This window comes from Pseudomonas putida (assembly GCF_001636055.1).
Classification (GTDB): domain Bacteria; phylum Pseudomonadota; class Gammaproteobacteria; order Pseudomonadales; family Pseudomonadaceae; genus Aquipseudomonas; species Aquipseudomonas machongensis.
This window is the reverse complement of the sequence record NZ_CP011789.1, coordinates 713664-740396: the sequence shown is the minus strand read 5'-3', so window position 1 is coordinate 740396 and position 26733 is coordinate 713664. Positions and strand designations below refer to the sequence as shown.

General features: G+C 64.0%; 28 protein-coding genes and 1 tRNA gene. 11 read left to right on the top strand and 18 right to left on the bottom strand.

The window, feature by feature from the left end:
• Positions 1-46 precede the first annotated feature (46 nt).
• Both AB688_RS03300 and AB688_RS03295 read right to left on the bottom strand, forming a co-directional pair.
• Positions 47-1771, bottom strand: a complete 1725-nt coding sequence (locus tag AB688_RS03300) for a fumarate reductase/succinate dehydrogenase flavoprotein subunit (RefSeq protein ID WP_063542162.1) — start codon at positions 1769-1771, stop codon at positions 47-49.
• Positions 1768-2517 carry a GntR family transcriptional regulator gene (locus tag AB688_RS03295; RefSeq protein ID WP_063542160.1) on the bottom strand — a complete coding sequence of 250 codons (750 nt, stop codon included), beginning with the start codon at positions 2515-2517 and terminating at the stop codon, positions 1768-1770. The genes AB688_RS03300 and AB688_RS03295 overlap by 4 nt, the downstream gene beginning before the upstream one ends.
• A 634-nt stretch (positions 2518-3151) precedes the next feature.
• Here AB688_RS03295 and AB688_RS03290 point away from each other — a divergent pair.
• The 5 genes from AB688_RS03290 (at position 3152) to AB688_RS03270 (ending at position 6346) form a co-directional block, all read left to right on the top strand.
• Entirely contained in the window at positions 3152-3400 is a 249-nt protein-coding gene (locus AB688_RS03290) for a hypothetical protein (RefSeq protein WP_063542158.1), read from the top strand.
• Between the two features lie 10 nt (positions 3401-3410).
• The gene (locus AB688_RS03285; protein WP_063542156.1) at positions 3411-3656 is read left to right on the top strand and encodes a DUF3077 domain-containing protein; all 246 of its coding nucleotides are present in this window, start codon (positions 3411-3413) and stop codon (positions 3654-3656) included.
• Positions 3657-3787: 131 nt separating this feature from the next.
• Positions 3788-3864, top strand: a tRNA-Arg gene (locus AB688_RS03280).
• A gap of 157 nt (positions 3865-4021) precedes the next feature.
• The gene (locus AB688_RS03275) at positions 4022-5752 is read left to right on the top strand and encodes a dipeptidase (protein WP_063542154.1); all 1731 of its coding nucleotides are present in this window, start codon (positions 4022-4024) and stop codon (positions 5750-5752) included.
• A 156-nt stretch (positions 5753-5908) separates the two neighbouring features.
• Positions 5909-6346: a CBS domain-containing protein gene (locus AB688_RS03270; RefSeq protein WP_063542152.1), complete on the top strand. Its 438-nt coding sequence runs from the start codon at positions 5909-5911 to the stop codon at positions 6344-6346.
• A 9-nt stretch (positions 6347-6355) separates the two neighbouring features.
• On the opposite strand, the gene AB688_RS03265 is transcribed toward AB688_RS03270, so the two are convergent.
• The 5 genes from AB688_RS03265 to AB688_RS03245 all read right to left on the bottom strand — a co-directional run bounded on the left by AB688_RS03265 (position 6356) and on the right by AB688_RS03245 (position 10704).
• The gene (locus AB688_RS03265) at positions 6356-6994 is read right to left on the bottom strand and encodes a hypothetical protein (protein WP_054891625.1); all 639 of its coding nucleotides are present in this window, start codon (positions 6992-6994) and stop codon (positions 6356-6358) included.
• 70 nt (positions 6995-7064) lie between these two features.
• Positions 7065-7307: a DUF2789 domain-containing protein gene (locus AB688_RS03260; RefSeq protein WP_054891624.1), complete on the bottom strand. Its 243-nt coding sequence runs from the start codon at positions 7305-7307 to the stop codon at positions 7065-7067.
• A gap of 133 nt (positions 7308-7440) precedes the next feature.
• Positions 7441-8073, bottom strand: coding sequence for a LysE family transporter (locus tag AB688_RS03255; RefSeq protein WP_054891623.1), 633 nt, complete (start codon positions 8071-8073; stop codon positions 7441-7443).
• 133 nt (positions 8074-8206) lie between these two features.
• Entirely contained in the window at positions 8207-8794 is a 588-nt protein-coding gene (locus tag AB688_RS03250) for a mechanosensitive ion channel domain-containing protein (RefSeq protein WP_063542150.1), read from the bottom strand.
• Positions 8794-10704, bottom strand: coding sequence for an ATP-binding cassette domain-containing protein (locus AB688_RS03245; RefSeq protein ID WP_063542148.1), 1911 nt, complete (start codon positions 10702-10704; stop codon positions 8794-8796). The genes AB688_RS03250 and AB688_RS03245 overlap by 1 nt, the downstream gene beginning before the upstream one ends.
• 70 nt (positions 10705-10774) lie before the next feature.
• On the opposite strand from AB688_RS03245, the gene AB688_RS03240 reads away from it, so the two are divergent.
• The gene (locus AB688_RS03240) at positions 10775-11257 is read left to right on the top strand and encodes a TIGR02444 family protein (protein WP_063546608.1); all 483 of its coding nucleotides are present in this window, start codon (positions 10775-10777) and stop codon (positions 11255-11257) included.
• Here AB688_RS03240 and AB688_RS03235 read toward each other — a convergent pair.
• Positions 11233-12339 (bottom strand): AlgP family protein, encoded by a 1107-nt coding sequence (locus tag AB688_RS03235; RefSeq protein WP_063542146.1) that lies wholly within the window; start codon positions 12337-12339, stop codon positions 11233-11235. The two genes, AB688_RS03240 and AB688_RS03235, sit on opposite strands and share 25 nt — an antisense overlap.
• 225 nt (positions 12340-12564) lie before the next feature.
• On the opposite strand from AB688_RS03235, the gene AB688_RS03230 reads away from it, so the two are divergent.
• A complete protein-coding gene (locus AB688_RS03230) occupies positions 12565-13230 on the top strand; it encodes an FKBP-type peptidyl-prolyl cis-trans isomerase (protein ID WP_063542144.1) in 666 nt (221 codons plus the stop codon).
• Between the two features lie 9 nt (positions 13231-13239).
• On the opposite strand, the gene AB688_RS03225 is transcribed toward AB688_RS03230, so the two are convergent.
• From AB688_RS03225 to AB688_RS03195, 7 genes are all read right to left on the bottom strand, one after another.
• The gene (locus AB688_RS03225; protein WP_063542142.1) at positions 13240-13710 is read right to left on the bottom strand and encodes an Rsd/AlgQ family anti-sigma factor; all 471 of its coding nucleotides are present in this window, start codon (positions 13708-13710) and stop codon (positions 13240-13242) included.
• A 221-nt stretch (positions 13711-13931) separates the two neighbouring features.
• The gene (locus AB688_RS03220) at positions 13932-14432 is read right to left on the bottom strand and encodes a disulfide bond formation protein B (protein ID WP_063542140.1); all 501 of its coding nucleotides are present in this window, start codon (positions 14430-14432) and stop codon (positions 13932-13934) included.
• Positions 14433-14699: 267 nt separating this feature from the next.
• On the bottom strand, positions 14700-15941 hold the full coding sequence (locus AB688_RS03215) for a heme biosynthesis HemY N-terminal domain-containing protein (protein WP_063542138.1): 1242 nt from the start codon (positions 15939-15941) through the stop codon (positions 14700-14702).
• Entirely contained in the window at positions 15938-17038 is a 1101-nt protein-coding gene (locus AB688_RS03210) for a uroporphyrinogen-III C-methyltransferase (RefSeq protein ID WP_063542136.1), read from the bottom strand. Before AB688_RS03210 ends, AB688_RS03215 begins: the two co-directional genes overlap by 4 nt.
• A 46-nt stretch (positions 17039-17084) precedes the next feature.
• Positions 17085-17852: a uroporphyrinogen-III synthase gene (locus AB688_RS03205; protein WP_063542134.1), complete on the bottom strand. Its 768-nt coding sequence runs from the start codon at positions 17850-17852 to the stop codon at positions 17085-17087.
• Positions 17849-18790: a hydroxymethylbilane synthase gene (gene hemC, locus AB688_RS03200; protein WP_063542132.1), complete on the bottom strand. Its 942-nt coding sequence runs from the start codon at positions 18788-18790 to the stop codon at positions 17849-17851. Before hemC ends, AB688_RS03205 begins: the two co-directional genes overlap by 4 nt.
• 115 nt (positions 18791-18905) lie before the next feature.
• Complete coding sequence (locus AB688_RS03195) at positions 18906-19646, bottom strand: LytR/AlgR family response regulator transcription factor (protein ID WP_054891613.1); 741 nt, start codon at positions 19644-19646, stop codon at positions 18906-18908.
• 310 nt (positions 19647-19956) lie between these two features.
• Between AB688_RS03195 and argH the strand changes: the two genes are divergently transcribed.
• Positions 19957-21351 carry an argininosuccinate lyase gene (gene argH / locus AB688_RS03185; RefSeq protein WP_063542128.1) on the top strand — a complete coding sequence of 465 codons (1395 nt, stop codon included), beginning with the start codon at positions 19957-19959 and terminating at the stop codon, positions 21349-21351.
• A gap of 117 nt (positions 21352-21468) precedes the next feature.
• On the opposite strand, the gene AB688_RS03180 is transcribed toward argH, so the two are convergent.
• Positions 21469-22128, bottom strand: a complete 660-nt coding sequence (locus AB688_RS03180; protein ID WP_063542126.1) for a glutathione S-transferase family protein — start codon at positions 22126-22128, stop codon at positions 21469-21471.
• Between the two features lie 146 nt (positions 22129-22274).
• Here AB688_RS03180 and AB688_RS03175 point away from each other — a divergent pair, with 146 nt between their 5' ends.
• From AB688_RS03175 to AB688_RS03165, 3 genes are all read left to right on the top strand, one after another.
• Positions 22275-22580 (top strand): hypothetical protein, encoded by a 306-nt coding sequence (locus AB688_RS03175; RefSeq protein ID WP_054891610.1) that lies wholly within the window; start codon positions 22275-22277, stop codon positions 22578-22580.
• Between the two features lie 47 nt (positions 22581-22627).
• Complete coding sequence (locus AB688_RS03170; protein WP_054891609.1) at positions 22628-22873, top strand: TIGR02647 family protein; 246 nt, start codon at positions 22628-22630, stop codon at positions 22871-22873.
• Between the two features lie 226 nt (positions 22874-23099).
• Positions 23100-25958, top strand: coding sequence for a class I adenylate cyclase (locus AB688_RS03165; protein ID WP_063542124.1), 2859 nt, complete (start codon positions 23100-23102; stop codon positions 25956-25958).
• Between the two features lie 10 nt (positions 25959-25968).
• Here AB688_RS03165 and rnk read toward each other — a convergent pair whose 3' ends face one another.
• Complete coding sequence (gene rnk / locus AB688_RS03160) at positions 25969-26379, bottom strand: nucleoside diphosphate kinase regulator (protein ID WP_054891607.1); 411 nt, start codon at positions 26377-26379, stop codon at positions 25969-25971.
• A 131-nt stretch (positions 26380-26510) separates the two neighbouring features.
• Positions 26511-26732, bottom strand: a complete 222-nt coding sequence (locus tag AB688_RS03155) for a DUF1289 domain-containing protein (protein ID WP_054891606.1) — start codon at positions 26730-26732, stop codon at positions 26511-26513.
• Position 26733 lies beyond the last annotated feature (1 nt).

Sequence of the window (26733 nt, the reverse complement as noted above, 5' to 3'; positions counted from 1 at the left end):
CGCCCTGGTTCGCGGGCAAGCCCGCTCCCACAGGGCTTGCGGCGCTCTAAGCGGCGTCGGCCTTCACCCGCAGTCGGTCGTAGGCACTCTGCTCCTCGGCATCCAGGGCAATCAGGTACGGCTCCACCGGCTTCTTGAAGCTGGTCATCTCGCCGTCCTCACCCTTCTTCAGATGGCAGTGGCAGAACCACTCGGCATCGTTGCGCTCGGGGAAATCGACCCGGTGGTGGTACAGTCCCCAGCGGCTCTCCTGGCGGAACAACGAGGCCCGTGCCGCCATCTCGGCGCAGTCGCGGATCACGCTTACTTCCATGGCTCGCATCAGTTCATGGGGGTTGCTGGCCTTCATCTGCTCGAGGTCGCGCTCGATCTCGGCGAAACGGGTCAGGCCGATCTCCATTTTCTTGGTCACTTTCGGCGGCTGCAGGTAGTCGTTGACCATGCGCCGCAGCTTGTACTCGACCTGCGCCGGCGGCAGGCCGTGCTCGCGCTGCAGCGGCGCGAACACCCGCGCCTGCTCGCGCTCGACCTGGGCCACATCGACCTCGGCCAGCTCGCGCCCGGCGACGTAACGCGCGGCATTGATCCCGGCGAACCAGCCGTAGGTGAAGGCACCGAGCATGTAGTTGTGCGGCACCGCTGCCATGTCACCGGCAGCATACAGGCCCTTGACGCTGGTCTCGGCCTTCTCGTTGACCCACACCCCCGAGGCCGAATGCCCGGAGCAGAAACCGATTTCGGAGATGTGCATCTCGACCATGTGCTGGCGATAGTCGGTGCCGCGCCCGGCGTGGAACTGGCCACGGCTGGGGCGCTCGTTGCTGTGCAGGATCTCTTCGATGTTCTGGATGGTTTCCTCGGCCAGGTGATCGAGCTTGAGGAACACCGGGCCGTTACCACCCTCGAGCTCCTGGTGGAACTCCCACATCATCTGCCCGCTCCAGTAGTCGCACTCGATGAAGCGCTCGCCCTTGCTGTTGGCGGTGTAGCCGCCCAGGGGGCCGGTGACGTAGGCGCAGGCCGGGCCGTTGTAGTCCTTGATCAGCGGGTTGATCTGGAAGCACTCGAGATTCGCCAGCTCAGCACCGGCGTGATAGGCCATGGCATAGCCGTCGCCGGCGTTGGTCGGGTTCTCGTAGGTGCCCATCAGGTAGCCCGACGAGGGCAGGCCGAGGCGCCCGGCCGCGCCGCAGGCGAGGATCACCGCCTTGGCACGGACCACGCGGAATTCACCGCTGCGGCAATCGAAGCCCAGCACCCCGGCCGCAGCGCCTTCAGCGTCAAGCAGCACGCGGGTGCAGACCATGCGGTTGCTGATCTCCACACGTGCGCGCTTGAGCTGGCGGTACAGCACCTTCTTGATGTCGTGGCCTTCGGGCATTGGCAGCACGTAGGCGCCCATGTGGTGGACCTTCTTCACCGCGTAGTCGCCGGTCTCGTCCTTCTCGAACTTCACGCCCCAGCGGTCGAGCTGCTCGATGGTCTCGAAGCTCTTGGTGGCATAGGCGTGCACCGTGGCCTGGTTGACGATGCCATCGTTGGCGACGGTGATTTCCTTGGTGTACTGCTCAGGGGTGGCGTGGCCGGGGATGATCGCGTTGTTCAGGCCATCCATGCCCATGCTGATGGCGCCACTGCGCTTGACGTTGGCCTTGTCGAGCAACAGCACGCGCAAGCGCTTGTCGTGCTCCTTGGCCTTGATCGCCGCCATCGGCCCGGCGGTGCCGCCGCCGATGACGATGATGTCGTAGTCCTGGGTCTGGATGCTCATGCCTTGCCCCCTTTCTGGCGGTCGATGCGCAGGCGGTACTGGAAGGCATCGCCGCGGTAATAGAGGTGTTCGAAGTCCAGCGGCGTGCCGTCGGCGGCGTGGGTCAGGCGCTCGATGCGCATGATCGGCGAGCCCTCTTCCACTTCCAGCGCCTGGGTCAGGTCGCTGTCGGCGAGTACCGCGTCGATGGCAAGGTCGGCATGGCCCAGGGCGATTCCACAGTCGTTTTCCAGCAGCAGGAAGATGTCGCGGGTGACCAGGTCGGCCTTTTCCAGCTTCTCGCCGACATGCTTGGGCAGCCAGGTCAGCTCCAGCGAGATCGGCTCGCGGTTGATCAGCCGCACCCGGCGAATCTCGGTGACCAGGCTGCCCTCCTCGACCTGCAAGCGCGCCGCCACCAGCGCAGTGGCCGGCACATGGCGAAAGCTGCGCAGGCGGTTGAGCACTTCGTAGCCCATCTGCGTCATCGACTCGGCCAGGCCCTGCAGGGTGCTGACGTTCTGGAACGCCTTGGGCTTGGCGACGAAGGTGCCCTTGCCATGGATCTTGAAGATCAGCCCCTCTTTCTGCAGATCACCCAGCGCCTGGCGCACGGTGATACGACTGACCTCGAACGCCTTGCCCAGCTCGCTTTCCGACGGCATGCGGCTGTGCGGCGGGTAAGTGCCATCGAGGATGCGCTCGCGCAGCAGTTCCTTGAGCTGGGTGTAGAGCGGTACCGGGGACAGGGGGAGCAGTTCGGCCATGGGTCTCTTCGCTAGTTGGCTGACTTGTTATAACAAGTTGTGACCAGAGGATAGGGGTATAAGCGGGGTTGGGGGAAATATCGATATGGCATATGGATAGTTTGGATCGTGATGTGCTGGAAAGACTCACGAAAATTTCCACCCCAGAAACGAAAAAACCGGCTCGAGGCCGGTTTTTTCACCTCAACGGCCAGCGAACTTAATCGCTGCGTACGAGGCTGAGTAGTACTGCGATAATCGGTCATCCGAGAAGGAATTTCGAGCTTTCTTTTGCATTTTTCGACAATGAAGCCTGGCCCTGGGCAAGTCCTACATCAGATTTTCCCCATTGCGCGTAGTCCATTTCCCAAAGACACTTTTGCCGCACTCAAGCCATTGCGAGAGGCCTGCGGCGCGCTCTAGGCTCGCCCGCTCGTTGCCAAATCAACGATCGGGTTTAGCCACTCGGATCAAAGACGGTCGCACCTCGCCTCCACTATTCCAGAGTATTGCTCTGGTGCTTCATGGCGGCTGTGCGTGGGGCACCTTCGGGTGCGCCGGGTGCCGTCTTCCCGGTTGGCTAACCCGCGTACAGCTGCCACCTATTCGTTTAGCCACGGATCTGCGGCAGCTCTAACAAGACGGAGCTGTAGCCATGAAAAAACGCGTCCCCGACCCACCCCGCCTCACCCTCATCACCAATCCCGCCTTCTCCATCCAAACCGACATGATCGCCCCCGACGCCCTGGCCCACGCCAGCGCACTGCTGCTCGGCGTTGCCGAGACCATCGACGAACACTGCCGCTCCTGCGCCGGAGCGCCCGGCCTGAACATGCTGGCCAACGCTGCCCAAAGCGCCGAAACCGCGCGGGCACTGGTTGAACATGCCTTGAACCGGATCTGAGGGAATGTCCATGGACGATCAATCGAACCACTACACCACTGCCGGCATCGCCACATTCCTGGATATATTCAGGGTGCAGCCCGGCGTACCGCTGGAGCGGGTGCTGGAGGAAGTCTCGGTCGTGCTCGGCTGCATCCGTGACCTGAGCGACCAGGAAGACGCGCGCCCTGCCGCAGTAACGGCACTGCACTACCTCAGCGCCCTGGCCAAAGGGTTGATGAATGATCTGGAGATTGCGCGCAACAGCGTGCATTGAGCCATCCAGTACTCTGGTGACCTCTTCGCGGGTTTGCCCGCGAAGCAGGCAGCGCCGGTCCCCCGGGAAAAACAGCCACAGATCAAGGCGATGGACGCCACCGGCGCAGATGGGTATCATTGCGCCGCGTTGCACTCGTAGCTCAGCTGGATAGAGTACTGCCCTCCGAAGGCAGGGGTCGTGGGTTCGAATCCCGCCGAGTGCGCCATCTCCGAAAGCCCCGGGAAATCTCCCGGGGCTTTTTCGTTTGTGCGCCACGTCGCGTTCCCGCCCCTCCCCCGACACCGCCCATTGGTGTTAGCGTGGGCATGTTTCCTACCAATGGACATCCCTTTTAAACCCTTCGCGAAGGAATGCGCTTACCCATGCCCTTGCCCAAGCTTTCTGCCGTCTCCGTAATGCTCGCCAGCCTTGCGCTGTTCGCCATCCCAGCCCACGCCAACCTCAACCCGCAACAGTCTGCCGCCATCCTCAAGGCCTACGATGGCAGCGACCCGGCCGACTTCAAGCAATTCATCGACAAGCTGGCCAACAGCGAACTGGCCAGGGCCGACAAGCTCGACGAAACCCTCAAGGCCTATCTCGCTGGCAAACCGCTCGCCGCCGAGCAGCAGAACGAAATCAACCGCCTGCTGGGCCTGTACACCCGCATCAAGTACGGCAAGGCCGCCACCGAGACCCTGCGCGAGCTGGTAGAGATCCCGACCTTCCAGGTCGAGGGCCTGCCACAGCACGAGAACCCTGAATTCCACAAGATCGCCGACAAGATCAAGGCACTCGCCGAAAGCTTCGGCCTCGAGTTCCGCAACATCGACAACCGCGTCTACGAGATCACCCTCGGCGAAGGCAAGGAAGTGATTGGCATCCATGCTCACGCCGACGTGGTGCCGGTCAATCCGGACAACTGGAAGCTGGAGGACGGCACGCGCCTCGATCCGTTCAAGGTCACCCTGGTGGGTGATCGCATGTACGGCCGTGGCACCGAGGATGACAAGAACGGCATCGTCGTCGCGCTCTACGCACTGAAGGTCGCCAAGGACGAGAAGCTGCCACTGGCGCGTCAGTTCAAGCTGTTGGTGGATACCACCGAAGAAACCTCCGGCGACGCCATTCCCTACTACTTCGCCCGCAACGCCACGCCGGACTACAACCTGGCGCTGGATGGCGGCTACCCGGTGGTGATCGCCGAGAAGGGCTATGGCACCGTCATGGCCAGCTTCAGCAAGCGCGCGGGTGAAGGCAAGGGCGCCGAGGTGATCAACCTCACAGGCGGCCTGGCCACCAACCAGATCCCCACCACCTCGGTGGCGACGCTGATCGGTGACCATCCGGCCGATCTGGCCCGGCGTCTGAAAAAGGCTGGCAACGAGTACCGCAAGGCCAACGGCAAGGACTTCAAGATCGACACCGTGGTCTCCGGCAAGCAGGTGATCCTGACCGTGACCGGCGTCTCCGCGCACTCCTCCTCGCCACAGTCAGGGGTCAACCCGGTGGCACGCATGCTCGACTTCCTCAACGGCCTGGGCGATCGCGTGCCGCTCAAGCACAACCACATCACCGATGCCGCACGCTACGCCGCCGACAACTGGGGGCTGGACTACCTGGGCACCAAACTGGGGGTCGGTTTCAAGGACGATTTCATGGGGCCGCTGACCGCCTCGCTGACCTACGTCGGCCTGGACCAGAAAGCCCTGAAGCTGGCGGTGAACCTGCGCATCCCGAAAGGCAAGCCGATCGACACGATCAAGGACGAATTGGCTGACAAGCTCGGTGATTGGGCGCGTACCAGCCACACCTCGGTGGCCTTCGAGTACACCCTGGACGAGCCGATGTACCGCAACCCCGAAGGCGAGTGGGTGAAGGCGCTGCTGGATGTGGCCACCGAGAACCTCGGCCTGCCCCATGAGTTCGGCACCTCTGCTGGCGCCACCTCGGTGCACGACTTGCCCAACGGCGTACAGTTCGGCCTGTCGATGCCCGGCGTGAAGTACACCGGCCACAACGACAACGAGTTCAAGACCGTGGAGCAGTTCATGCTCGACCTGCAGGTGATCAGCGAGATGGTCGCGCGGATCGGGCAGATGCCCAAGCTCTGAGCGAATCCCGGCGAGGGCCGCCCGTCGGCCCTCGTGCGCCGCGACCAATGACGTTTTTCAATCGCCTCGATGCCGTTTCCTGCATTGCCGTGCAGAGCGCGGTCCCGGATGCTTTATTTATTCCAGGACAGCGCTTTTTCCACCCACGAGGCCCTCATGAAGAACGTCGAACAGATACTCAAGACCAAGTCCCAGCACCAGACCGTCTACACCATCGGGCCTGACGACTCGGTGCTCGAGGCGCTGAAGCTGCTGGCAGAAAAGAACATCGGCGCGCTGCCCGTGGTGGAGAACAAACAAGTGGTGGGCATCGTCAGCGAACGCGACTATGCGCGCAAGCTGGTGCTCAAGGGCCGATCGTCGGCAGCCACGCCCGTACGCGAGATCATGAGTTCGCCGGTGGTCACCGTCGATCCCAAGCAGAACCTCGAGTACTGCATGAACCTGATGACCAACCGTCACCTGCGCCACCTGCCGGTGGTCGACAATGGCCAACTGCTGGGCCTGCTGTCGATCGGCGACCTGGTCAAGGAAACCATTGCCGAACAGGCCAACCTGATCCTGCAACTGGAACAGTACATCCGCGGCGAATGAGCCGCCGGTTCAGTGGTAGGCGCGCTCCAGCTCGTCCAGCTGATGATCGAAGCTGCGCAGACGCGCCGACCAGGTGTACACCAACACCTCCAGGTCACGATTGAGCACCGCGGTATTACCACCGTCACGCCCCTGCGGGTCGCACAGGTCGAGCTGATACCGCTCACGCGCCATGGCCGTGGCCACGCTAGACAGGTCACGGGCATTGGCCAGCCAGTGATGATGGTGATCGTGCACCTCCCGGTCCAGCGCTCGGCACTGGCGCTTGAGCGCATCCAGGCACTGGTCCAGCGGCGTGCCCTTGAGCTCGCCCATGACCTCCTCGAAGGTGCGTCCGGAATGCCAGTAGCTGCCCCAGAAATAGCGGTCGAACACCGTCTCGACCCGACGCAGGGCGACCTTGGTGTTCCAGATGGCAACCAGCGTTCGGCCCTGGGCCACTTCACGCTTGTTCAGATGCAACTGCTGCCAGGCGATCCACGCCAGGCCGCAGAGGGCCACCGCCGCGGTGACCGCAGCGGCGGCATACAGGAACTGCACCGCCTGGTTCATCTGATGGGTGTGCCGGATACCGTAGAAGTAGCCAGCCGTCAGGGTGCCCAGGATCATCACGGTGCACCAGAAGCCTGGTGCGTAGGGATCTTTCATCGCGCTATCCCCTTTTTGTTTTCCTGAGCATAGCAACGCTGAAATCAACCATCAGGTGCCGCTCGGCGCTTTATTGCTTGCGTGGGTGCAGCGCCTCGTTCAGTTGATCGATCATGACTATCCAATCGGAATCGGCGATGTAGTTTTCCTTGAGGAACGCGCGCTGGGAATCGTTCCAGAACGGCGCATCCACCAGTTTCACGCCATCGTCCAGCGGCGAGTGGGTAGTGATGAAACGGTCGATCTCGACCGGGTCGTCATCAAGGCCCAGTTGCTTGAAGATTTCAGAGAACGGATGAATCGGTGCGTCCATGGTGCATGCCTCCGGCTTGGCCTGGTTTGATTGCCTACCACTAGACAGCGTAGACCCCACCCTGACTCGATCGAATGCGCTGCACCATGAAAAAAGGGGCCGCTGTGGGCCCCTTCATGGCCTGACCGTACGATCAGATCGGCGCGCGACGCAAGGTGGCGAGGAAGGTCGCCGCACCGATGAACAGCCCCGCGAAGGTACGGTTCAGGCGCTTCTGCTGTTTCGGCGTGCGCAACAGGCGCAGCACCCGCGAGGCCAAGCCGGTGTAACCTGCCATCACCAGCATGTCGACGCTGATCATGGTCGCGGTGATCGCCAGGTATTGCGCCAGCAGTGGCTGGTGCGGGTCGATGAACTGCGGCAACACCGCAAGCATGAACACCAGCGCCTTGGGGTTGCTGACGTTGACCAGAAAGCCCCGGAACACCAGGCTCAATGGCTTGCCGATGGGGCGCACGGCAGACTCTTCGCTCATGTCCATCGGCAGCGCACGCCATTGCCGGTACGCCAGGTACACGAGGTAGGCGACACCGAACCACTTGATGATCTGGAAGGCAGTAGCCGATGCGGCGAGGATCGCGCCGACACCGGCGGCGATGATGGCGATCTGCACGATCAGGCCCAGTTGCAGGCCCAGGGCGTTCCAGTAGCCACGCCAGAAACCGTATTGCAGGCCGCTGGACATCGAGGCGATGGCCCCGGCCCCCGGCGACAGGCTGATGACCCAGCACGCGGCAAAGAAGGCCAACCAGGTTTCCATCGACATCACACACCTCGCTCGAACGAATGTTGCAAAACGTTAAGCTAAGGTTTTGGTGAAAAAATAACCAGTGGAATTTGTCGCGAGGCCCTGGTTTTTTCTGTGCCTTGGCCGGCCCCGCGACAGGGTCGGCAGAGGTTCAATCAGTCTCGGCCGATGTACCGTTGTTGGCGCCCTGCACCTCAGTCCCCCGCCAGCGCCGCACCGACTTCTGGAAGAACTGACTGTTGGGCACCTGCACCAGTGCCCCACCCGCCTCCGGCGTTTCCATCAGCGTGGTGTACAGCAGGTTGATAGCGATCACCCGTCCCTTCACTCCCGGCTTGTCGAGGGTATCGACCAGCTCGACCACGTCGCCAATGCGAAACGGCCCGACGGTGAATATCAGCACCGCGCACAGCAGGTTCGACAGCACGCTCCAGATCGCGAAGAACGCCACCGCCGCCACCGCGACGAAGCCCGACAGCGCCGTCCACAACACCGTGGCCGACACGCCCATGCGCTCCAGCACGAACAGCAGCGCACTGCCCATGATCAGCCAGCGTAAACCGCCGCGCACCGGCACCAGCAGCTCCGGCGGCAGCGGGTAGCGCTGGCCGAGACGGCTCAAGGTGCGGGCGACAACGCGCTGCAGCACGAAGGCCAGCGCCAGGATCAGCAGGATCTGCAAGCCCAGCCAGAACGCATCCATCCATTGCCCCGGCAACAGCGAGCGCAGCGCCTCCATCAGGACAGCGCCTCCAGCTCGGCCTGCATGCTTTCCAGCGTTTCCAGCGCCTCCATCCAGGCCTCTTCAAGCTCGCCTTCGCGCTGCTTGAGCTTGGTCTGGCGAGCCAGCAGGTCGCGCAGCTCATCCTTGCGGGCGGCGTCGTAGAGGCCACTGTCGCCCAGCGCGGTCTCGATCTCGGCCAGTTGCGCGTGCACCTGGCCCAGTTCGGTCTCCAGCTTGTCGGCCGCCTTCTTGTGCGGTGCCAGTTGCTGACGCAGGGCGGCGGCGGCCTGGCGCTGGGCCTTCTTGTCGGTCTTGTCCGGGTTGACCGGCGTGTTGCTGACCGGGGCCGTGCGCTGGCGGTAGTCGATCAGCCAGCGGCTGTAGTCGTCCAGGTCGCCATCGAAGGTGTCGACCTTGCCATCGGCCACCAGCAGGAAGTCGTTGGTGGTGCTCTTGAGCAGGTGACGGTCGTGGGACACGACCACCACGGCACCGGCGAACTCCTGCAACGCCATGGTCAGGGCCAGGCGCATCTCCAGATCGAGGTGGTTGGTCGGTTCGTCGAGCAGCAGCAGGTTCGGCCGCTCCCAGGCGATCAGTGCCAGGGCCAGGCGGGCCTTCTCGCCACCGGAGAAGTTGACCACCGGCTCGTCGATGCGATCGCCACGGAAGTCGAAGCCGCCGAGGAAGTCGCGCAGGGTCTGCTCGCGCTCTGCCGGGGCGAGGCGCTGCAGATGCAGCAGCGGGCTGGCCTTGTCGTCCAGCGAGTCGAGCTGATGCTGGGCGAAGTAGCCGACAGCGAGGTTCTCGCCACGCGCCAGGCGCCCGGACAGCGGTTCGAGTTCGCCGGCCAGGTTCTTGATCAAGGTGGACTTGCCGGCACCATTCGGGCCGAGCAGGCCGATGCGCGCACCGGGGGTGAGTTGCAGCTTGACCTTCTCGAGAATGGTCTTGTCGCCATAACCCAGGCGTCCCTCGGCGAGATCAAGCAGGGGGCTGGAGATCTTGTGGGCTTCGCGGAAGACGAAGTCGAACGGCGAGTCGACATGCGCCGCCGACAGCTCCTCCATGCGCTCCAGGGCCTTGATCCGGCTCTGCGCCTGGCGGGCCTTGGTGGCCTGGGCCTTGAAGCGGGCGATGTACTTTTCCATGTGCGCGCGCTGCGCCTGCTGCTTCTCGTAAGCCTGTTGCTGCTGCGCCAGACGCTCGGCGCGGGTGCGCTCGAAGGCGCTGTAGCCGCCCTTGTAGAGATTGAGCTTGCGCTGTTCGACATGCAGCACATGGTCGACCACGGCATCGAGGAAGTCGCGGTCGTGGGAGATCAGCAGCAGCGTGCCCGGATAACCCTTGAGCCAGTCTTCGAGCCAGAGGATCGCGTCGAGGTCCAGGTGGTTGGTGGGCTCGTCGAGCAACAGCAGGTCGGACGGGCACATCAGCGCCTGGGCCAGGTTCAGGCGCATCCGCCAGCCACCGGAGAAGTCGCCGACGCGGCGGTCCATCTGCTCGGCGGTGAAGCCCAGCCCGGCCAGCAGCTTGCGGGCGCGGGCGTCGGCGGTGTAACCGTCGGCGCTGTCCAGCTCACTGTGCAGGCGCGCCAGCGCCGTGCCGTCATGGGCCTGCTCGGCAGCAGCCAGGTCAGCCTGAACCTTGCGCAGGCGCAGGTCGCCGTCGAGCACATAGTCCACCGCCAGGCGATCAAGGGTGTCGACCTCCTGGCGCATGTGAGCGATGCGCCAATCGGCGGGGATCTGGCAATCGCCGGCGTCGGGCGACAACTCACCGCGCAGCAGGGCGAACAGGCTGGATTTGCCGGCGCCGTTGGCGCCGATGAGGCCGGCCTTGTGACCGGTGTGCAGGGTCATCTCGGCGCCTTCTAGCAAGCGCTGAGGACCACGCTGTAAAGTGAGGTTGGATAGTCTGATCATGATGGTCGCGGAGTCTATCAGCTTCCGGGTGGCCCACACAGGCCACTCGATCATTGGCGCGAGTCGAATCATGCACAGCGAATTGTGGAACCACGCCCTGGCCCTCTACGGCCGTCCAGGGGTCGAGAATGCCTGCCTGACCTTGCAGGCCTTGGGCGGCGATGTCTGCCTCCTGCTGTGCGGCACCTGGCTGCAGGCACGGCGGGTAGCCCCCGATGCGCGGCGGGTGGAAGCTCTACGGCAACTGGCCGGCCCCTGGCAGCAAGAGGTGGTTACACCCTTGCGCACGCTGCGTCAGGCGTGGCGTGCACAGGCACAAGGCGATCCGCACCTGGCGGCATTACGGGAGCAGGTGAAAGGGTTGGAACTAGAGGCGGAACGAACCTTGCTGACGCGGTTGCAGACGTGCGCCGCAAAGTGGTCGGCGAGCCCGGACGGACACGCCGACGATTGGCTGGAGCGGCTAGCGCCGGACCAGGCCCGTGACCACGACGCGCTGCATCAGCTGCGCGCCGCGGCCAGAGCGCTTCAGGACGCCGAAGACGGCGACTGAGCCGGGGTGCTGGCCGGAGCCGATGGCGCTGGAGAGGCCGGAGTGCTGCTGGCAGCAGGAGCTGCGGGCTTGGCTTCGACAGGCTTGGCAGGAGCCTTGGTGGCAGCTGGCTTGGCGGCAGGTTTCGCAGCGGGTTTGGCTGCCGGTTTCGCAGCCGGTTTTGCCGCTGCTGGCTTCACGGCAGGTTTGGCTGCCGCTGGCTTGGCTGCTGGTTTAGCTGCTGGTTTGGCAGCCGCTGCAGGCTTGGCTGCAACCGGCTTGGCGGCGGCTTTGGCTGGAGCTTTGGCAGCAGCGGGCTTGGCAGCAGGTTTAGCGGCTGCTGGTTTGGCGGCAACCGGTTTGGCAGCAGCTGGCTTGGTCGCAGGTTTGGCCGCAGCTGCTTTGGCTGCTGGCTTGGCCGGGGCCTTGGCAGCCGCAGGTTTGGCAGCGGATTTGGCAGCAGCAGGTTTGGCCGCAGCGGTTTTCGCAGCAGGCTTGGCGGCTACCGCTTTGGCCGGAGCCTTGGCAGCGGCCGGTTTGGCGGCGGCTTTAGCAGCAGGCTTGGCAGCGGCGGTTTTCACGGGTGCCTTGGCGGCGGGCTTGGCAGCAGGAGCCTTGGTGGCAGGAGCCTTGGTGGCAGGCTTGGCGGCCGCGACCTTGGTGGCAGGTTTTGCAGCAGCCTTGGTCGCAGGCTTGGCTGCCGCACGCAGGCCGAGTGCCTTGCCAGCGGCTTCACGCACCTTGCCAACACCCTGGGCCAGTTTCAGGCTCTCCTGGGCATCACGCTTGAGTTGCTGAATATAGGTACGCGTCTGGGTCTGGCGATCTTTCAGCGAATCGAGAAGTGCTTCAAGTTCACCGACTGCCCCTTGGGCCTTGCTTTGTGCCTTGGCCTTGCCGGCCTTGGCAGAGTCCTGCAACTTCAGGCGGGCATTGTGCAGTTTCTCCTGCGCCTTGCCGCGTTGTTTTTCCAACTTGGCGAGCAGTTTCTCTGCATCCGCCAGCGCTTGCGAGCAAGCCTCTTCCAGATGTTCGAGCAGGCTACCGGAAAGTTGCTGGAGCAGATGCAACGGCGTACTGACGGGCTTCTTTTTGGCCGACATGGCTTACCTCCTGGCTGACGAGATTGCGGCTCATACTATGCTTCTGCTGCTACCGCCGCTAGGGCATGTTGACAGTATTGTTTGCGCCGCGTTGCATGCCTGGGCAAAGTTGTTATCTTGCAGCTCGGTGCAAGTGTAGTAGTCGATTAAATGATTGCTGACATTTACACATTGGCCGACAACAAAGGCTGGCATACTTCGCCTTCATCGCCGCAGGAGTTGCCCGTGCCTCGTTATCTGATTCTCGGCTTGAGCCTGTTGGCAGCCTCTGCCCTGGCCGCCCCTCAAACGCCCCCCGCCAATGACCAGGACCTGGCCTACAGCCTGGGCGCAAGCCTTGGAGAACGCCTGCGCCAGGAGATGCCCGACCTGCAGCTCGATGCGCTGGTCGAAGGTCTGCGCCAGGCCTACCAAGGCCAGCCGCCGCGCATCGACAAGACGCGCATGCAGGCGATCCTCCAACAGCATGACGAGCAGGCGAACGCTGCCGCACAGCAGGCGCAGGTCGACAAGCTGCTGGTGGCAGAGAAACGCTTCATGGCCAACGAGCGCGCCCGCAGCGGCGTGCACGAACTGCCCGAGGGTGTGCTCTACAGCGAGCTGGCCAGCGGCAGCGGCGCGCAACCCAAGGCGGGTGGGAAAGTGCAGGTTCGGTATGTCGGCAAGCTGCCGGACGGCTCGGTGTTCGACCAGGGCCAGCAACCGCAGTGGTTCAGCCTGGGCTCGGTGATCGAAGGATGGCAGGTGGCATTGCCACACATGAAGGCAGGCGCCAAGTGGCGACTGGTGATTCCGTCGGCGCAGGCTTATGGTGCCGATGGGGCGGGCGACCTGATCGCGCCCTATACCCCGCTGGTGTTCGAAATCGAACTGCTGGCAGTTGGCGACTGAGACAGGCCGTCAGGCCTGTACCGCATCCTCTTCCTTGTGCGCGTTGTGCAGCACTTCGATCAGGCAGTCTTCGAGCTCGAAGCGTTCGTGCAACAGGCTGCCCAGCTTGCCGAGCTTATCGGCGAAACGCTCGGTATCCGTGCACTCGCCTTTCTCGCAATGGTCATTGAAAGCCAGAGCGATCTGGGTGATGTCATTGATCCGGGGGTTGATTTCCTCGGCCAGCTTGAGCGCCTGCTCGTCGCCGAAAGCCTTGGCTTCAGTGACCAACTGCTCGCTGACCTCGAAATGCCAGGCCGACACGTAGTCGACCAGGACCGCGCAGAAGTCGCGGTTCTTGTCCTTGTCGGCGAAGGCTGGCTTGGCATCGCGCAGTGCGCGGAAGGCCTGCACCAGTTCATGACGCTCCTTCAGCCAACGGTCGATCAGCTTGTGAACCCCGCCCCATCGTTCCTGGGCGTTCTGGCAACTATCGAGCATGGCAGTCTCATCCCTAGCTGGGCAGATGCCGCTGCACCTCGCGTCACAACTACGCGACACAAAGGTGACATCCGCAGAGCGGCATCGAACCGTATGTTTTCAATGTGCGTGCAGGGGAGATTATTCCCGCGCGTGCTGACCATCAAGGTACGCAGTGGACTAAGTTCATACAAGCGTTTGATGCCCATGCACGGGACCATTGGTCGCGCAATTGCGCTGGGTCAACTGCCGCCAGGGTTGCGGAAACGATACGCCAGCAGGTAGTACAAGGGCAGCGCGGCCAGCAGCAGGAAGGCCATCAGGCTCCATTCGGGGAGCGTGAGGTCGAGGAAGCTCCAGCTGATCGAAACGCATTCGGAGCCGCCGATCAGCAGACGCTCCAACGCCTCTGGCCAGGAGCGCTGGAGTGTCTGCGCTAAAGGTTCGGGGGTAACCGCAAGCCACTCACCTTGCAGCCACACCTGTCGTGACGCCAGGGCGACACCGGCACAGGCAAAACCACCTGCCAGCCACGCATAGACACGCATGCCGGATGCACCCGGGGCATGCAGCATGGCGCACAGGCAGACCAGGGCGTAGAGCCCCAGCAACAGGCGCTGGGTCAGGCACAGGGGGCATGGAACCAGGCCGAGCCAGTTCTCAAGCAAACTCGCCCCGCTCAAGGTGGCGAGCGAGGCGAAGAAGGCTGCAAAGAACAAGGAGCGCGAGCGAGCCAGCGACATGAGTGATGGAAATCCCGGAAGAGCAGTAGGGGCTTGAAACGGTAGAGGAAAGAGGATCACTGTTTCAAGTTACTACAGCTGGGACAAGTCGCTGATTCAAAGGGAAAGTTTACGGATCTTGGTAGGAGATATCCGAAGCTTCGCCACTGGGCAGATACCGTCCTACCACTGCCACGGGAAATAGCCCATTGAATGTGCCCGATCGCAACACCAGGCAGCAGGTGCTGCCTTGTGTTGCGATCGGGCTACGCAATGGCCCAGGCGAGCTCAGGAAGCGTGCACACCCTCAGGCAACGGCAAGGCCAGCAAGCGCTCGTCCAGTAGGCCAAGGCCCTCCTGGAACAGCTGGTTGCTGCGCTCGGTCTCGCCCAACCCAGCCAACAACCGCGCAAGCTCGGCGCAGGTTTCCGGGTTGCGCTCCATGCGCAGGCTGCTTTCGAGGTAGTCGCGCGCCTTGCCCCATAGGCGGTTCTGCAGGCTCAGGCGACCCAGGGTAAGCAGCAAGCTGGGGTCTTGGGGATGATCCTTGAGCCAGCTTTCGGCGGTCTGCAATTGGCGCGCCGGGTCATCGCCGCGCACCAGGCCATAAAGGCGCGCCAGGTGGCTTTCGAACTGACGCTTCAGCGCGGTACGCAGCACCTGCTCGGCTTCACCCTGGGCGCCGACCTGGCGCAGTTGCTCGGCATAGGCCAGCACCAGTTGCGGCTCCTGGCGCTGGGCCGAGGTGAGCTGTTGCCAGGCGCGCTCCAGCGACTGGCGGGCGGCTTGAGAGTCCTCGCCCCGGGTTGCGGCCAGCGTCAGGTTCTGGCCCCAGGCACGCTGCTCCAGCTCGGCCAGCTCGTTGCCCGGCAGCACCTTGCCCTTGCGCAGGTCCGGCAGCAGGCGGATCAACGCCGGCCAGTCACCGCGCTCGCGGTGCAACCGCTGCAGCAAACGCAGCACCTGGGCGTTGTGCGGATGCCGTGCCTGCATCGCCAGCAGGGTTTCCAAGGCACCGTCACTGTCGCCGCGGTCCATCTGCAGCTGCGCATGGGTCAGGGCGATACCCAGCTCCGCCTGGGGCTGACGCTCCAAGGCGCGCTCGAGCAGGTTGTCGCTGTCTTCGGTGCGCCCCTGCTCGTTGGCCGCGCGGGCGGCGCCGAGATAGTAGAGCAAGGGTTGACGCTCGGCTTCGGCGGCGCGGTGCAGGTGGCGCTGAGCGCTGGCCCAACGACCTTCGGCGAGGTCCAGTTGGCCCTGCTCGATGGCGATACGCACACGTCGGCTGCGATTGCGTCGCGACCAAGGGTTGACCACCCCGCTGGAGGCCAGCACCAGGCCGACCAGGTAACGCAGCAACAGCAGCGCCAGCACCAGCACCACCAGTGCCGCGAGCGCCGCCCACAGCCCTGACTGGTAACGGAAGCCGCCATAGGCGATCAGAACATAGCCACTGTGCTTGGCGATGGCGACGCCCAAGGCCGCGGCGATGACGATCGCCACCACCGCCAGCAGGTAGACACGCTTCATGGCTTGCCCCCTTCGCCTTCGGCCGGCAGCTGGCGCCGCTGGATATAGGCCTGCACAGCGGCGAGGCTTTCGCTCAGGTCAGGCACGACCACCGAGACGGGCTGCTCGGCCAGTGCGTTGAGGCTGTCGAGCATGGCCTTGCTTTGCGGGTTGTCCGGGTTGAAGTTGGCCAATAGCACGCTGCGCGCATCGTCCAGCGCCTGGCTGTAAACCTTGGCCTGGCCATTGAGCGCCGCCCACTGGGCCTGCTCGATGGTGAGGCTCAATGCGAGGCGCAGCTGGTTGAGCGATTGCCCGGCCAGCAATGGACGTACGTTCTGGTCGGCGTCGAAATCGATCTGGAAGTACTTGGAAATCTCTGCCCACCACCGGGACAGGCGGCTTGCACCATCGCCGTCGGCGGTCAGCGCACCAAGAGCATCGGCATCGCTGTTGAATTCAGGCGACTGGGCACTCAGTTGCTGTACCTGCTCGCGCTGGGCGGCGAGCTTGAGGAACAATCCGGTACGGTCGGGTTGCTGGGTGCTGTTGAGCGTCGCCAGGCTGCGCGCCAGTTGCTCGCGCGCCGCGAAGGCGCCCGGGTCGCTCTGCTCGCGCAGGATCTCGTCGGCACCTTCGACCAGCGCCTTGGCACTGGCGATATCCTGCAGCGCCGACAGGCGCAGGGTGGCCAGGCGCAACAGATGCTCGGCCTCGGCCAGACGCCACTCCTTGCGGCTTTCGCCAAGCACGGTTTCCAGGCGCTGGCTGAGCCTTTGCTGGTCACTCTGCAACTGTGCCACCAGGCGGCGGCGGTCTTCGAGTTCGCTGGCTGCGGGCAAGGTCGCGAGTTGCGAGCCGAATTGCTGCTGGCGTTGTTGCAGCGCTTCGGCGCGCTGGTTCAGCGCCTCGATATGCTCGCCCTGCCCCTGCTCGCTGCCTTGCAGTTGGCGCACCTGCCATGCGCCCCAACCACCGACGGCCACACCGGCGGCGCCGATCAACAGCGCCAGCAGGGCCAGGCCATTGCCGGCACGCTTGGCCGGCTGCTCGACGGGAGTCTGCGGCGCATCGATCGCCGAAGGTTGTTCGTTGTTGGACAAGACAGTCTCGCTCACGTATCCATCCTTTGCATGGGGGCGTCGTCGCAATCCGCTCGACGCCTTAGGAGGCAGGTGCAGCGCTGCGCTGCACGGCTGCCAGCAAGGCCGCGGCGCTCGCGCCACGGCAATCCACAACCTGTTGGGCGCCTGCCGCCCTGGCCTGTTCGGCCACGCGCGGGCTTGGCACGAACAGCGCAAGCCCCGCCAGACGCGGCCAATCCGCACCGGCCAGCTGGAGCAGGTGTTCGAAACCCTGCCCACTGCTGACCACCAGCCCGTTCAGGCGTTCCGCTTGGATCCGGCGCATCAGGCTGCCTGGGGGATAATCCGGCAGGCGACGTTCATACAGTTCCAGATAATCGACACTAGCACCTTGCTCACCAAGACGCTCGGCCAGCCATTCACGACCACCGACACCACGGACAATCAGGACGCGTGCTGTAGGAACTGCGACAGCCTCTCGCAGGACAGATAGACCGAGCAAGGCCTCGCTGTCATCACCCGCTGTAGGGAACGTCACCTGCAGATCGGCAGCCTGGAGAATGCGTGCCGTCGCCTCCCCCACAGTGAACCAGCCCTGGAGCGGCGCCGCGATGCCCTCGTCGGCAAGCCGCTCGAGCAGCAGGCGCGCCGCAGGCTTGCTCACCACGATGATCGCCTGGTACTGGCCGATGTCGGCCAGTCGCGCCTGGGCCGTTTGATCCAGGGTCAGCGGGTCGATCGCCAGCAAGGGCAAGCGGCTGCTGGCGATTCCGACAGCAGCCAGGCTCTGCGCCAAAGCCGCGCACTCCTCTTCGGGGCGGGTCAGCAGCAGGCGCCAGCCGCTCACGGATGGCCGGCCTCGCCGTAGACTTCCTTGAGGATCGCCTCGGCGCCCTGCCCCAGCAGGTCTTCGGCCACCTGCACGCCCAGGGTTTCGGCGTCGGCACGCGGAGCGCGGGCATCTGCCACCAGTAACGTCCCGCCACTGGGCTGGCCGACCAGGCCACGCAGCCACAATTGATCGCCTTCAAGCACGGCATAGCAGGCGATCGGCACCTGGCAGCCACCGTTGAGGTGCTTGTTCATCGCCCGCTCGGCCTTCACGCGGTCAGCGGTATCGGGGTGGTTGAGCGGCGCCAGCAGGGCGTGGATCTCGCTGTCGGCGCTGCGACACTCGATACCGACAGCCCCCTGGCCACCGGCCGGCAGGCTGTCATCGACACTGATGCTGGAGGTGATGCGGTCTTCGAAGCCCAGGCGGATCAAGCCTGCGGCAGCCAGGATGATGGCGTCGTACTCACCGGCGTCGAGCTTGGCCAGGCGGGTATTGACGTTGCCGCGCAGAAAGCGGATTTCCAGATCAGGGCGGCGCGCCAGCAACTGGGCCTGGCGGCGCAGGCTGGAGGTGCCGACGACGCTGCCGGCCGGCAGCGCCTCAAGGCTGTCGAACGTGTTGGAAACGAAGGCGTCGCGCGGGTCTTCGCGCTCGCAGATGCAGTACAGCCCCAGGCCTTCGGGGAAGTCCATGGGCACATCCTTCATCGAATGCACGGCGATATCGGCTTCGTTGTCGAGCAGGGCGGTTTCCAGTTCCTTGACGAACAGGCCCTTGCCGCCGATTTTCGCCAGGGGCGAGTCGAGCAGCTTGTCGCCGCGGCTGACCATCGGCACCAGGGTCACGACCAGGCCCGGATGGGCCTGCTCAAGGCGAGCTTTGACATAGTCGGCCTGCCACAGGGCCAGGGCACTTTTACGGGTAGCAATGCGGATTTCGCGAGTGGACATGTAACGCCCCGAAGCAGAGAAATGCCGCCGATGATAACAGCTCCGCCAGCCTCGCTAGCAGATCCAGGTCATCACCTGGCCCGCCATCCCTGGCAGCGGCCGGCATTCACCTCGGTCAGAGCGTCTGCATCATCTTGCGCACACCGGCCACATGCCGGCGGCTGACAGTCAGGGCATCGCCGTCGAGGCCTTTGAGAAACAGCTGGAAATGCCCCAGCGGTGTGCGCTGCAGGCGCTCGATACGCTCGCGGGCCACCAGGGCGTTGCGATGGATACGCACGAAGCGCTCGCCGAATTCGTCTTCCAGCGATTTCAGCGGCTCGTCCAGCAGCACTTCGCCAGACTCGTGGCGCAAGGTCACGTACTTGTGGTCGGCAATGAAGTAGATCACCTGGGGCAGGGGAATCAGCTCGATACCCTTGCGCGTTCGCGCACTGATATGACTGCGCGGGCCGCCTCCGCTTTCGGTGGACGGGCGGGTCAGGGCGGCGAGCTGGGTGCGGTTGGGTTTTTCTGCCTTGCGCAGGGCATCGCGCAGGGCCTGGGGCTGGGTCGTGCGACCTACATGGCTGAGGGCGCTCTGGCTGAATGCCTCCTGCTCGTCGTCATCGAGGCAGAACACCAGCGCCGGTGGCGCCTCGCGTTCGCACAGACGCGCCGCCACCTGCAGGCCATCGAGGCCCGGCATGCGGGTGTCCAGCAGGACGACATCGGGTTTGAGGCTATCGATCAGCGCCAGGGCCTCCTCGCCATTGGTGGCACTGGGCTCAAGCACCGTATAGCCCTCGAGCTCACCAAGCAGTCGGCTCAGGCGCTCGCGGGCCTGGGGTTCATCATCAACGATCAGGACATTCATAATTGCGCTGGATTCCTGAGTGAGTCTCGCAGTGGGTACAAGCGTAGACAGGAGTCGGTGACCGTTGTAACGGTCACGCTACAGACCCATGCGAAGGCCAAAGATTCACTGGTCTGGCAGAATCGCTGCCAGTCCTCTGTCCAACTGTAGACGGTCCGTGGAACACTGCCGTTCAATCGTTGAATATCCTGTGGCGCCCGCCACCCGGTGTAGACCGGCAATTTTCTCGCGACCGGCGCCCTGCTTAGCGAAGCCCAACCCTGCTATGATCGGCGCCACTTTTTCATTCACGCCTTCTATGAGTGGATCCATGAGCACCGACAAGACCAACCAGTCCTGGGGCGGCCGCTTCAGTGAGCCCGTCGACGCCTTCGTCGCCCGTTTCACCGCCTCGGTCGATTTCGACAAGCGCCTGTACCGTCACGACATCATGGGTTCGATCGCCCACGCCACCATGCTGGCGCAGGTCGGCGTACTCTCCGACGCCGAGCGCGACACCATCATCGATGGCCTGCAAACCATCCAGGGTGAAATCGAAGCGGGTCAGTTCGACTGGCGTGTCGACCTCGAAGACGTGCACATGAACATCGAGGCGCGCCTGACCGACCGCATCGGTATCACTGGCAAGAAACTGCACACCGGCCGTAGCCGCAACGACCAGGTCGCCACCGACATCCGCCTGTGGCTGCGTGACGAGATCGACCTGATCCTGGACGAGATCACCCGCCTGCAACAGGGTCTGCTGGAGCAGGCCGAGCGCGAAGCCGAAACCGTCATGCCCGGCTTCACCCACCTGCAGACCGCCCAGCCGGTGACCTTCGGCCACCATCTGCTGGCCTGGTTCGAAATGCTCAGCCGCGACTACGAGCGCCTGGTCGACTGCCGCAAGCGCGCCAACCGCATGCCGCTGGGCAGCGCGGCGCTGGCCGGCACCACCTACCCGATCGACCGTGAGCTGACCTGCAAGCTGCTGGGCTTCGAAGCCGTGGCCGGCAACTCGCTGGACGGCGTCTCGGACCGTGACTTCGCCATCGAATTCTGTGCGGCCGCCAGCGTGGCGATGATGCACCTGTCGCGCTTCTCCGAAGAGCTGGTGCTGTGGACCAGTGCGCAGTTCCAGTTCATCGACCTGCCTGATCGCTTCTGCACCGGTAGCTCGATCATGCCGCAGAAGAAGAACCCGGACGTCCCGGAGCTGGTGCGTGGCAAGACCGGCCGCGTGTTCGGCGCCCTGACCGGCCTGCTCACGCTGATGAAAGGCCAGCCGCTGGCCTACAACAAGGATAACCAGGAAGACAAGGAACCGCTGTTCGACGCCGCCGACACCCTGCGCGACTCGCTGCGTGCCTTTGCCGACATGATCCCGGCGATCAAGCCCAAGCACGCAATCATGCGTGAAGCGGCGCTGCGTGGTTTCTCCACCGCCACCGACCTTGCCGACTACCTGGTGCGCCGCGGCCTGCCATTCCGCGACTGCCACGAGATTGTCGGGCACGCCGTGAAGTACGGCGTCGACACCGGCAAGGACCTGGCCGAGATGAGCCTGGACGAGCTGCGTCAGTTCAGCGACCAGATCGAGCAGGATGTGTTTGCCGTACTCACCCTGGAAGGCTCGGTGAACGCGCGCAACCACATCGGCGGCACCGCGCCGGCACAAGTGCGTGCAGCGGTGGCGCGCGGCAAGGCGCTGCTGGCTTCCCGCTAGGCGCGTACCGAGGGCCGCGCCCTCGAATCACCACACAAGGCCGCTGCCACAGGACACCTCGAACCCTGTGGAAGCGGCCTTGTGCCGTGATGGGCCGCACAGCGGCCCTTCTTCCCATCACCGCTTGTTCTGCACCATCTCCATGAACCTTGGCATCGCCGCCTCCTTGTCCGCCACGATCCGCGCCATGTGCGGATGCTCGCGCAGCTTCCCCAACAGCGCCGCTGCCTGTGGGTAGTCCGCCAGGAAATCGATCCCCAGCACCTTCTTGCCTACCGCACACGCCAGGTCGACCGAGAAGCAGAACATCAGGTCAGCCAGGGTCAGCTTTTCGCCAGCGACATAAGGCGCGAACTTGCCGTTGCGCTTGAGCGTGGCAAAACCTGCCAGCAGCTCGCTGCGCGCCCGCTCCTTGATCAGCGGCTCCACCGCCGTACCGAAGAACGCTTCGGCGTAGCAGGTACGTGCAGGCAGTTCGATGTACAGCTCGATCTCCTTGAGCAGCTCACGCACCTTGGCCTGCCCGAATGCATCACTGGGCAGCAGCGGATGCTCGGGGTGGGTCTGCTCGATGTAGTCGAGGATCACGTTTGTCTCACTGAGAAAGCCGTGTTCGGTTCCCAGCACCGGAACCTTGCCACGCGGGCTGATGGCCAGCACCTCGGGCGTCTGCCCGGAAACGAACGGCACTTCCTCGAAGGGCACGCCTTTTTCCAGCAGGGCCAGCTTGACCATGTTGTAGTAGTTGCTGACCGCGAATCCGTAGAGCTTGAGCATGAACGACAGCCTCCAGGCCGTAAGGGGTTGGCCTGGCTGTTATAGCCGCCTGGCCACCCCCTGACCAGCATCATGGCGCGCGTCGATGACCGGGCATTGCCGACACAGGCATGGCACACTGTCGCTTTCATCACAGGAGTAGCGCCATGAGCGAACCCACCGACATCGAAAACGACGACGAAGAATTCGCCGAGGCGACGCTGACCCAGGCCATCGAGAACCAGATCGAGAGCGGCAATCCGCCTGCGGCCAAGGCCACCTTCAACAAGCTGACCCTGGTCGGCTACGAACGCGAAGACATCCTCAACCTCATGGCCCACGTGCTGGCCATCGAGATCGACGCGCTGCTCACCGAGGACCGCGCATTCGATACCGAGTGGTACGAAAATGCCCTGCGTGCCCTGCCCGAATTGCCACCTGAGGCAAATCAAGGCGACGACGACGAAGCCTGACTACACTCCTGACTTCCATCCTCGTCTGAGAAGTCAGGAGTCGCCCCATGTCCTTTACCCCCGAATTGGTCGCCGAACTGGAAGTCCTTGCGCTGTTCAACCTCGACAGCAGCCAGGAAGGGATCAAGATTCACGCCAATGCCTCGCCAGCCCTGGTCGCTGCGGCCAAACGCCTGCATGACAAGCAACTGACCGATCAGCCAGACGGCGGTTACCTGACCAGCCTGGGACACGATGCGGTGGAGAGCGTGCAGTTGCTGCTGAATGTTCTGAAGACCCCACAGCCTGCATAACTGCACCGGCCTCATCGCGGGACAAGCCCGCTCCCACAGGTGCAGCACCGTTTTCAAGGGTCTGGTTGGATCTGTGGGAGCGGGCTTGTCCCGCGATGAGGCCCGCAAAGACACCGCACTTTCTTGGGCGCTGGAAAAATGGCGTCAAAATGCCACTCACCCTCTTATCCGACCTCGCCACTCAGGCTAAACTCGCCGGTGCTCCCCCGGCCTGTCTGAGTGCGTCATGAACCACCCCCATGAAATTCGCCCCGATCTGCACGACGGTATCGACCGCAAGGTGCTGTCGACCCTGCGCGGGCGCTTTCTCCAGCTGAACCAGGGGCGCCTCGAGCGGGCCATGGAAGGACTGTCCAGCCGCCAGCAGCAGGTACTGACGCTGCTGCCGCTGTTCTTCCACGTCAATCATCCGCTGCTGCCGGGCTATGTGTCGGGCAGCACGCCAGCGGGCGTCTCGGGCTTCGAGCCGGACGCCGATCTGTTGGCCGAGGCCCAGCGCCTGACCCGCTCCTTCACCTACAAGGCCCGCCACGGCAACCCGCCACGGCCGATTCACGGCCTGTTCCTCATGGGCAGCCTCGGCACCCTGGCCCAGGCCGAGCAAAGCGACATGGACCTGTGGGTCTGCCATGCGCCGGGGATTGGCGAGGGCGCCCTGGCCGAGCTGCGGCGCAAATGCCAGTTGCTCGAGGCCTGGGCCGCTACCCAGGGCGCCGAGGCGCATTTCTTCCTGATCGAGCCCCAGGGCTTTGTCCAGGGCGAACGCGACAGCCAGCTCAGCTCCGACGACTGCGGCACCACCCAGCATTACCTGCTGCTCGACGAGTTCTATCGCACGGCGATCTGGCTGGCCGGGCGCACGCCGCTGTGGTGGCTGGTGCCGGTCTACGAAGAGCACAACTACCAGGCCTACACCCAGACGCTGCTGTCCAAGCGCTTCATTCGCGCCCAAGACGACCTCGACCTGGGCCACCTCGCGCACATCCCCCCCGGTGAGTTCGTCGGCGCCGGACTGTGGCAACTGTTCAAGGGCATCGACTCGCCCTACAAATCGCTGCTCAAGCTGCTGCTGACCGAGGTCTACGCCAGCGAGCACCCCGAAGTGCGCTGCCTGAGCCTGGACTACAAAACTGCGGTGTTCGCCAACCGCCTGGACCTCGACGAGCTGGACCCTTATGTCATGGTCTACCGGCGGATCGAGCAGTACCTGCAGCGCCGCGGCGAGCACGCGCGCCTGGAGCTGGTGCGACGCAGCCTCTACCTGAAGGTCAACAAGAAGCTCAGCGCCCTGGCTCGCACACGCAGCACCGGCTGGCAGCGCCAGCTCCTGGAGCGCCTGACCGAGGAGTGGGGCTGGGACGAGCGCCAACTGGCCCTGCTCGACAGCCGCAGCCAGTGGAAGGTCCGCCAGGTGGCGGTCGAGCGTCGCGAGCTGGTTGCCGAGCTGAACTACAGCTACCGCTTCCTCAGCCAGTTCGCCCGCGACCAGAACGCCAGCAGCCGCGCTGATCAACGCGACCTCAACGTACTGGGTCGGCGCCTGTACGCAGCCTTCGAGCGCCGCGCCGGCAAGATCGAGGTCATCAACCCGGGCATCGCCCCGGACGTCGCCGAAGACACGCTCACCCTCGTCCAGTCGCCCAACCGCAAGGAGCCGGGCACCCACCACTGGGGCCTGTACAACGGCAACCTGGGCGTGCACGAGTGGGAACATTTCAGCCCGATCAAACGCTGCCGCGAACTGCTCGAACTGCTGACCTGGGCGCACCGCAACGGCGTCATCGACAGCAGCACCCGCCTGGCTCTGCACCCTGGTGTCAGCGACCTGAGCGAATTCGAGCTGTTCAACCTGCTCGGCAGCCTGCAGCAGACCATCGCGCTACCGCTGGAAACCGTCAGCGAAATCCGCCTGCTGCAACCAAGCGTGGCCGACGAAATCCTGCTGCTGGTCAACGTTGGCATCGACCCGCTGCGTCATCACCGCGACCTGAACATCCTGATGACCACCGAGCGCACCGACTCGCTGAGCTATGCCGGGGTGCGCGAAAACCTGGTGCTGACCTTCGACCAGATCACCCTGAACAGCTGGAACGAAGTGCTGGTGCAGCGCTACGACGGCGAGCACGCGCTGATGCGCTGCCTGCGTGATTTTCTCAACAGCCAAGGCCCACGCACGCAGCGTCCGCGGTTACGGGTGCGCTGTTTCTGCCACAACCGCGCGCAAGCGATCGCCCAGCGCGTCGAGGACATCTTCGAGACCGTGCAGTCGCTGCTGGATCAGGGCCTGAACCACCGCTACCTGCTGCAGGTGGCGCAGCACACCCATGTGCTGGACCTGGTGCCCGGCCAGGTCAGCCTGACCACCCTGGACGACCAGGATGCCGTGCTCGCCCACCTCGGCGAGGAGCGCAGCCAGTACAGCCCGCTGTACCTCGACGCCAACGCCCTGCAGGACCACGACCTGCCGCTGGTGCTGGAGCAGGGCCAGCCGGGTTGCATCCAGGTGTTCTATCGCCTGCACGAAGGCTGGGCCGAACTCTACGTACTCGATGAGTACAACGCACTCTGGCAGCAGCGGCTGCCACTGCAGGACGAAAGCCACCTGCTGCTGCCCCTGCAACGCTTTCTGCAGTCGGTCGTGGTACGCCGCGATGCCCAACTGCCGCTCGACAGCCTGCAACAGGCCGCGCTGGACATCCTCTACTACCAGCTACTGCCCAACGGCCCAGGCAAATGCCGTGCCCTGGAGCCTCGGCCCGCGCCACAGGTCGCGGGCGGCCAGCCGTACTACGAAGTGCAGGCGATTCTCCAGGCAGGCGCGGGGGATGACGTGCATGTCACGCTGTATTGCGACCAGCAGGAGTTTTCCCAGCTCGATCACGGCGACCAGCTGTATGCCGTGGTCGCCCGGCAGATTCTCCGCCAGCGCCGCAGCGCCGGGAACTACCGCTGCTACATCACCGACCTGGATCTGTCCGAACTGCTTGAGGACGAACAGGGCTCGACGGTGCTGTTCCTGCGCTACAAGCGCGAACTGGAGCAGTCGCTCAATGATGGGCTGGAGCAGCTACAGGCTGGTTTGTAGGTGATGCCGTTCAGAGGTCGAAATCACCCGCCGCTTCAGGCTGGTATTCCACCTCGAGCAGCTTGAGCTTCAGCGTCTTGCCACCCGGCGCCGGCCAGTCGATCTGGTCGCCCACCGACAACCCCAGCAGCGCACAGCCGATCGGCGCCAGGATCGAGACGTTGCCTTCCACGCCTGCGTCCTTCGGGTAGACCAGGGTCAGGTGATAATCCTTGCCGGTGGCTTCCTCGCGGCAGTGCACGCGCGAGTTCATAGTCACCACGCCCGCCGGGACCTCCTCGTGGCCGACCACCTGTTCGGCGCGGTCCAGCTCGTCCTGCAGGGCGAGCACACCCGGCGTGCTTTCGTCGAGGCTGTCGAGCAGACGCTCAAGACGCTGCACGTCCAGTCGGGTGAGGATGAGGGAAGGCTTGGTGCTCATGGTCCAGTCAGACTCCTTTCAACGAAGTATTTCAAGCTGTAGATAAAGCAAAACCCCGCCCAAGGGCGGGGTTTGAGAATGCTTCTGGCGCGGCCAGTACCGGATTGACACTACCACAGCCGGGCAAATACTCAAGCCTGTGGCGTCGAAGCCCTCAGCGCGTCGGCCTCGCGGCAGATCTGCCGCCGCCGTTCGTCATCGGCCGAACGCCATTCACGGATATGCTCCACATGCCGCATGCATCCGGTGCAGACCCGACGCTCGTCGAGTCGGCAGACGCTGATGCACGGCGAAGGCACGGCCGGGCTGACGTTGCTGTAGAGCGGCTTGGGCGGCCGCGGTTGCTCGCTCATC

Bases quoted from the DNA above. Each gene is read 5' to 3' on its own strand.
- AB688_RS03260 (WP_054891624.1), bottom strand. From the start codon at position 7,307: ATGGACGCACCGATTCATCCGTTCTCTGAAATCTTCAAGCAACTGGGC.
- AB688_RS03250 (WP_063542150.1), bottom strand. From the start codon at position 8,794: ATGGAGGCGCTGCGCTCGCTGTTGCCGGGGCAATGGATGGATGCGTTC.
- AB688_RS03265 (WP_054891625.1), bottom strand. From the start codon at position 6,994: ATGAAAGATCCCTACGCACCAGGCTTCTGGTGCACCGTGATGATCCTG.
- AB688_RS03215 (WP_063542138.1), bottom strand. From the start codon at position 15,941: ATGAAGCGTGTCTACCTGCTGGCGGTGGTGGCGATCGTCATCGCCGCG.
- AB688_RS03300 (WP_063542162.1), bottom strand. From the start codon at position 1,771: ATGAGCATCCAGACCCAGGACTACGACATCATCGTCATCGGCGGCGGC.
- hemC (WP_063542132.1), bottom strand. From the start codon at position 18,790: ATGTCCACTCGCGAAATCCGCATTGCTACCCGTAAAAGTGCCCTGGCC.
- AB688_RS03270 (WP_063542152.1), top strand. From the start codon at position 5,909: ATGAAGAACGTCGAACAGATACTCAAGACCAAGTCCCAGCACCAGACC.
- AB688_RS03285 (WP_063542156.1), top strand. From the start codon at position 3,411: ATGGACGATCAATCGAACCACTACACCACTGCCGGCATCGCCACATTC.
- AB688_RS03180 (WP_063542126.1), bottom strand. From the start codon at position 22,128: ATGCTCAAGCTCTACGGATTCGCGGTCAGCAACTACTACAACATGGTC.
- argH (WP_063542128.1), top strand. From the start codon at position 19,957: ATGAGCACCGACAAGACCAACCAGTCCTGGGGCGGCCGCTTCAGTGAG.
- AB688_RS03295 (WP_063542160.1), bottom strand. From the start codon at position 2,517: ATGGCCGAACTGCTCCCCCTGTCCCCGGTACCGCTCTACACCCAGCTC.
- AB688_RS03195 (WP_054891613.1), bottom strand. From the start codon at position 19,646: ATGAATGTCCTGATCGTTGATGATGAACCCCAGGCCCGCGAGCGCCTG.
- AB688_RS03240 (WP_063546608.1), top strand. From the start codon at position 10,775: ATGCACAGCGAATTGTGGAACCACGCCCTGGCCCTCTACGGCCGTCCA.
- AB688_RS03220 (WP_063542140.1), bottom strand. From the start codon at position 14,432: ATGTCGCTGGCTCGCTCGCGCTCCTTGTTCTTTGCAGCCTTCTTCGCC.
- AB688_RS03245 (WP_063542148.1), bottom strand. From the start codon at position 10,704: ATGATCAGACTATCCAACCTCACTTTACAGCGTGGTCCTCAGCGCTTG.
- AB688_RS03155 (WP_054891606.1), bottom strand. From the start codon at position 26,732: ATGAGCGAGCAACCGCGGCCGCCCAAGCCGCTCTACAGCAACGTCAGC.
- AB688_RS03290 (WP_063542158.1), top strand. From the start codon at position 3,152: ATGAAAAAACGCGTCCCCGACCCACCCCGCCTCACCCTCATCACCAAT.
- AB688_RS03235 (WP_063542146.1), bottom strand. From the start codon at position 12,339: ATGTCGGCCAAAAAGAAGCCCGTCAGTACGCCGTTGCATCTGCTCCAG.
- AB688_RS03175 (WP_054891610.1), top strand. From the start codon at position 22,275: ATGAGCGAACCCACCGACATCGAAAACGACGACGAAGAATTCGCCGAG.
- AB688_RS03255 (WP_054891623.1), bottom strand. From the start codon at position 8,073: ATGTCGATGGAAACCTGGTTGGCCTTCTTTGCCGCGTGCTGGGTCATC.
- AB688_RS03225 (WP_063542142.1), bottom strand. From the start codon at position 13,710: ATGCTCGATAGTTGCCAGAACGCCCAGGAACGATGGGGCGGGGTTCAC.
- AB688_RS03170 (WP_054891609.1), top strand. From the start codon at position 22,628: ATGTCCTTTACCCCCGAATTGGTCGCCGAACTGGAAGTCCTTGCGCTG.
- AB688_RS03275 (WP_063542154.1), top strand. From the start codon at position 4,022: ATGCCCTTGCCCAAGCTTTCTGCCGTCTCCGTAATGCTCGCCAGCCTT.
- rnk (WP_054891607.1), bottom strand. From the start codon at position 26,379: ATGAGCACCAAGCCTTCCCTCATCCTCACCCGACTGGACGTGCAGCGT.
- AB688_RS03165 (WP_063542124.1), top strand. From the start codon at position 23,100: ATGAACCACCCCCATGAAATTCGCCCCGATCTGCACGACGGTATCGAC.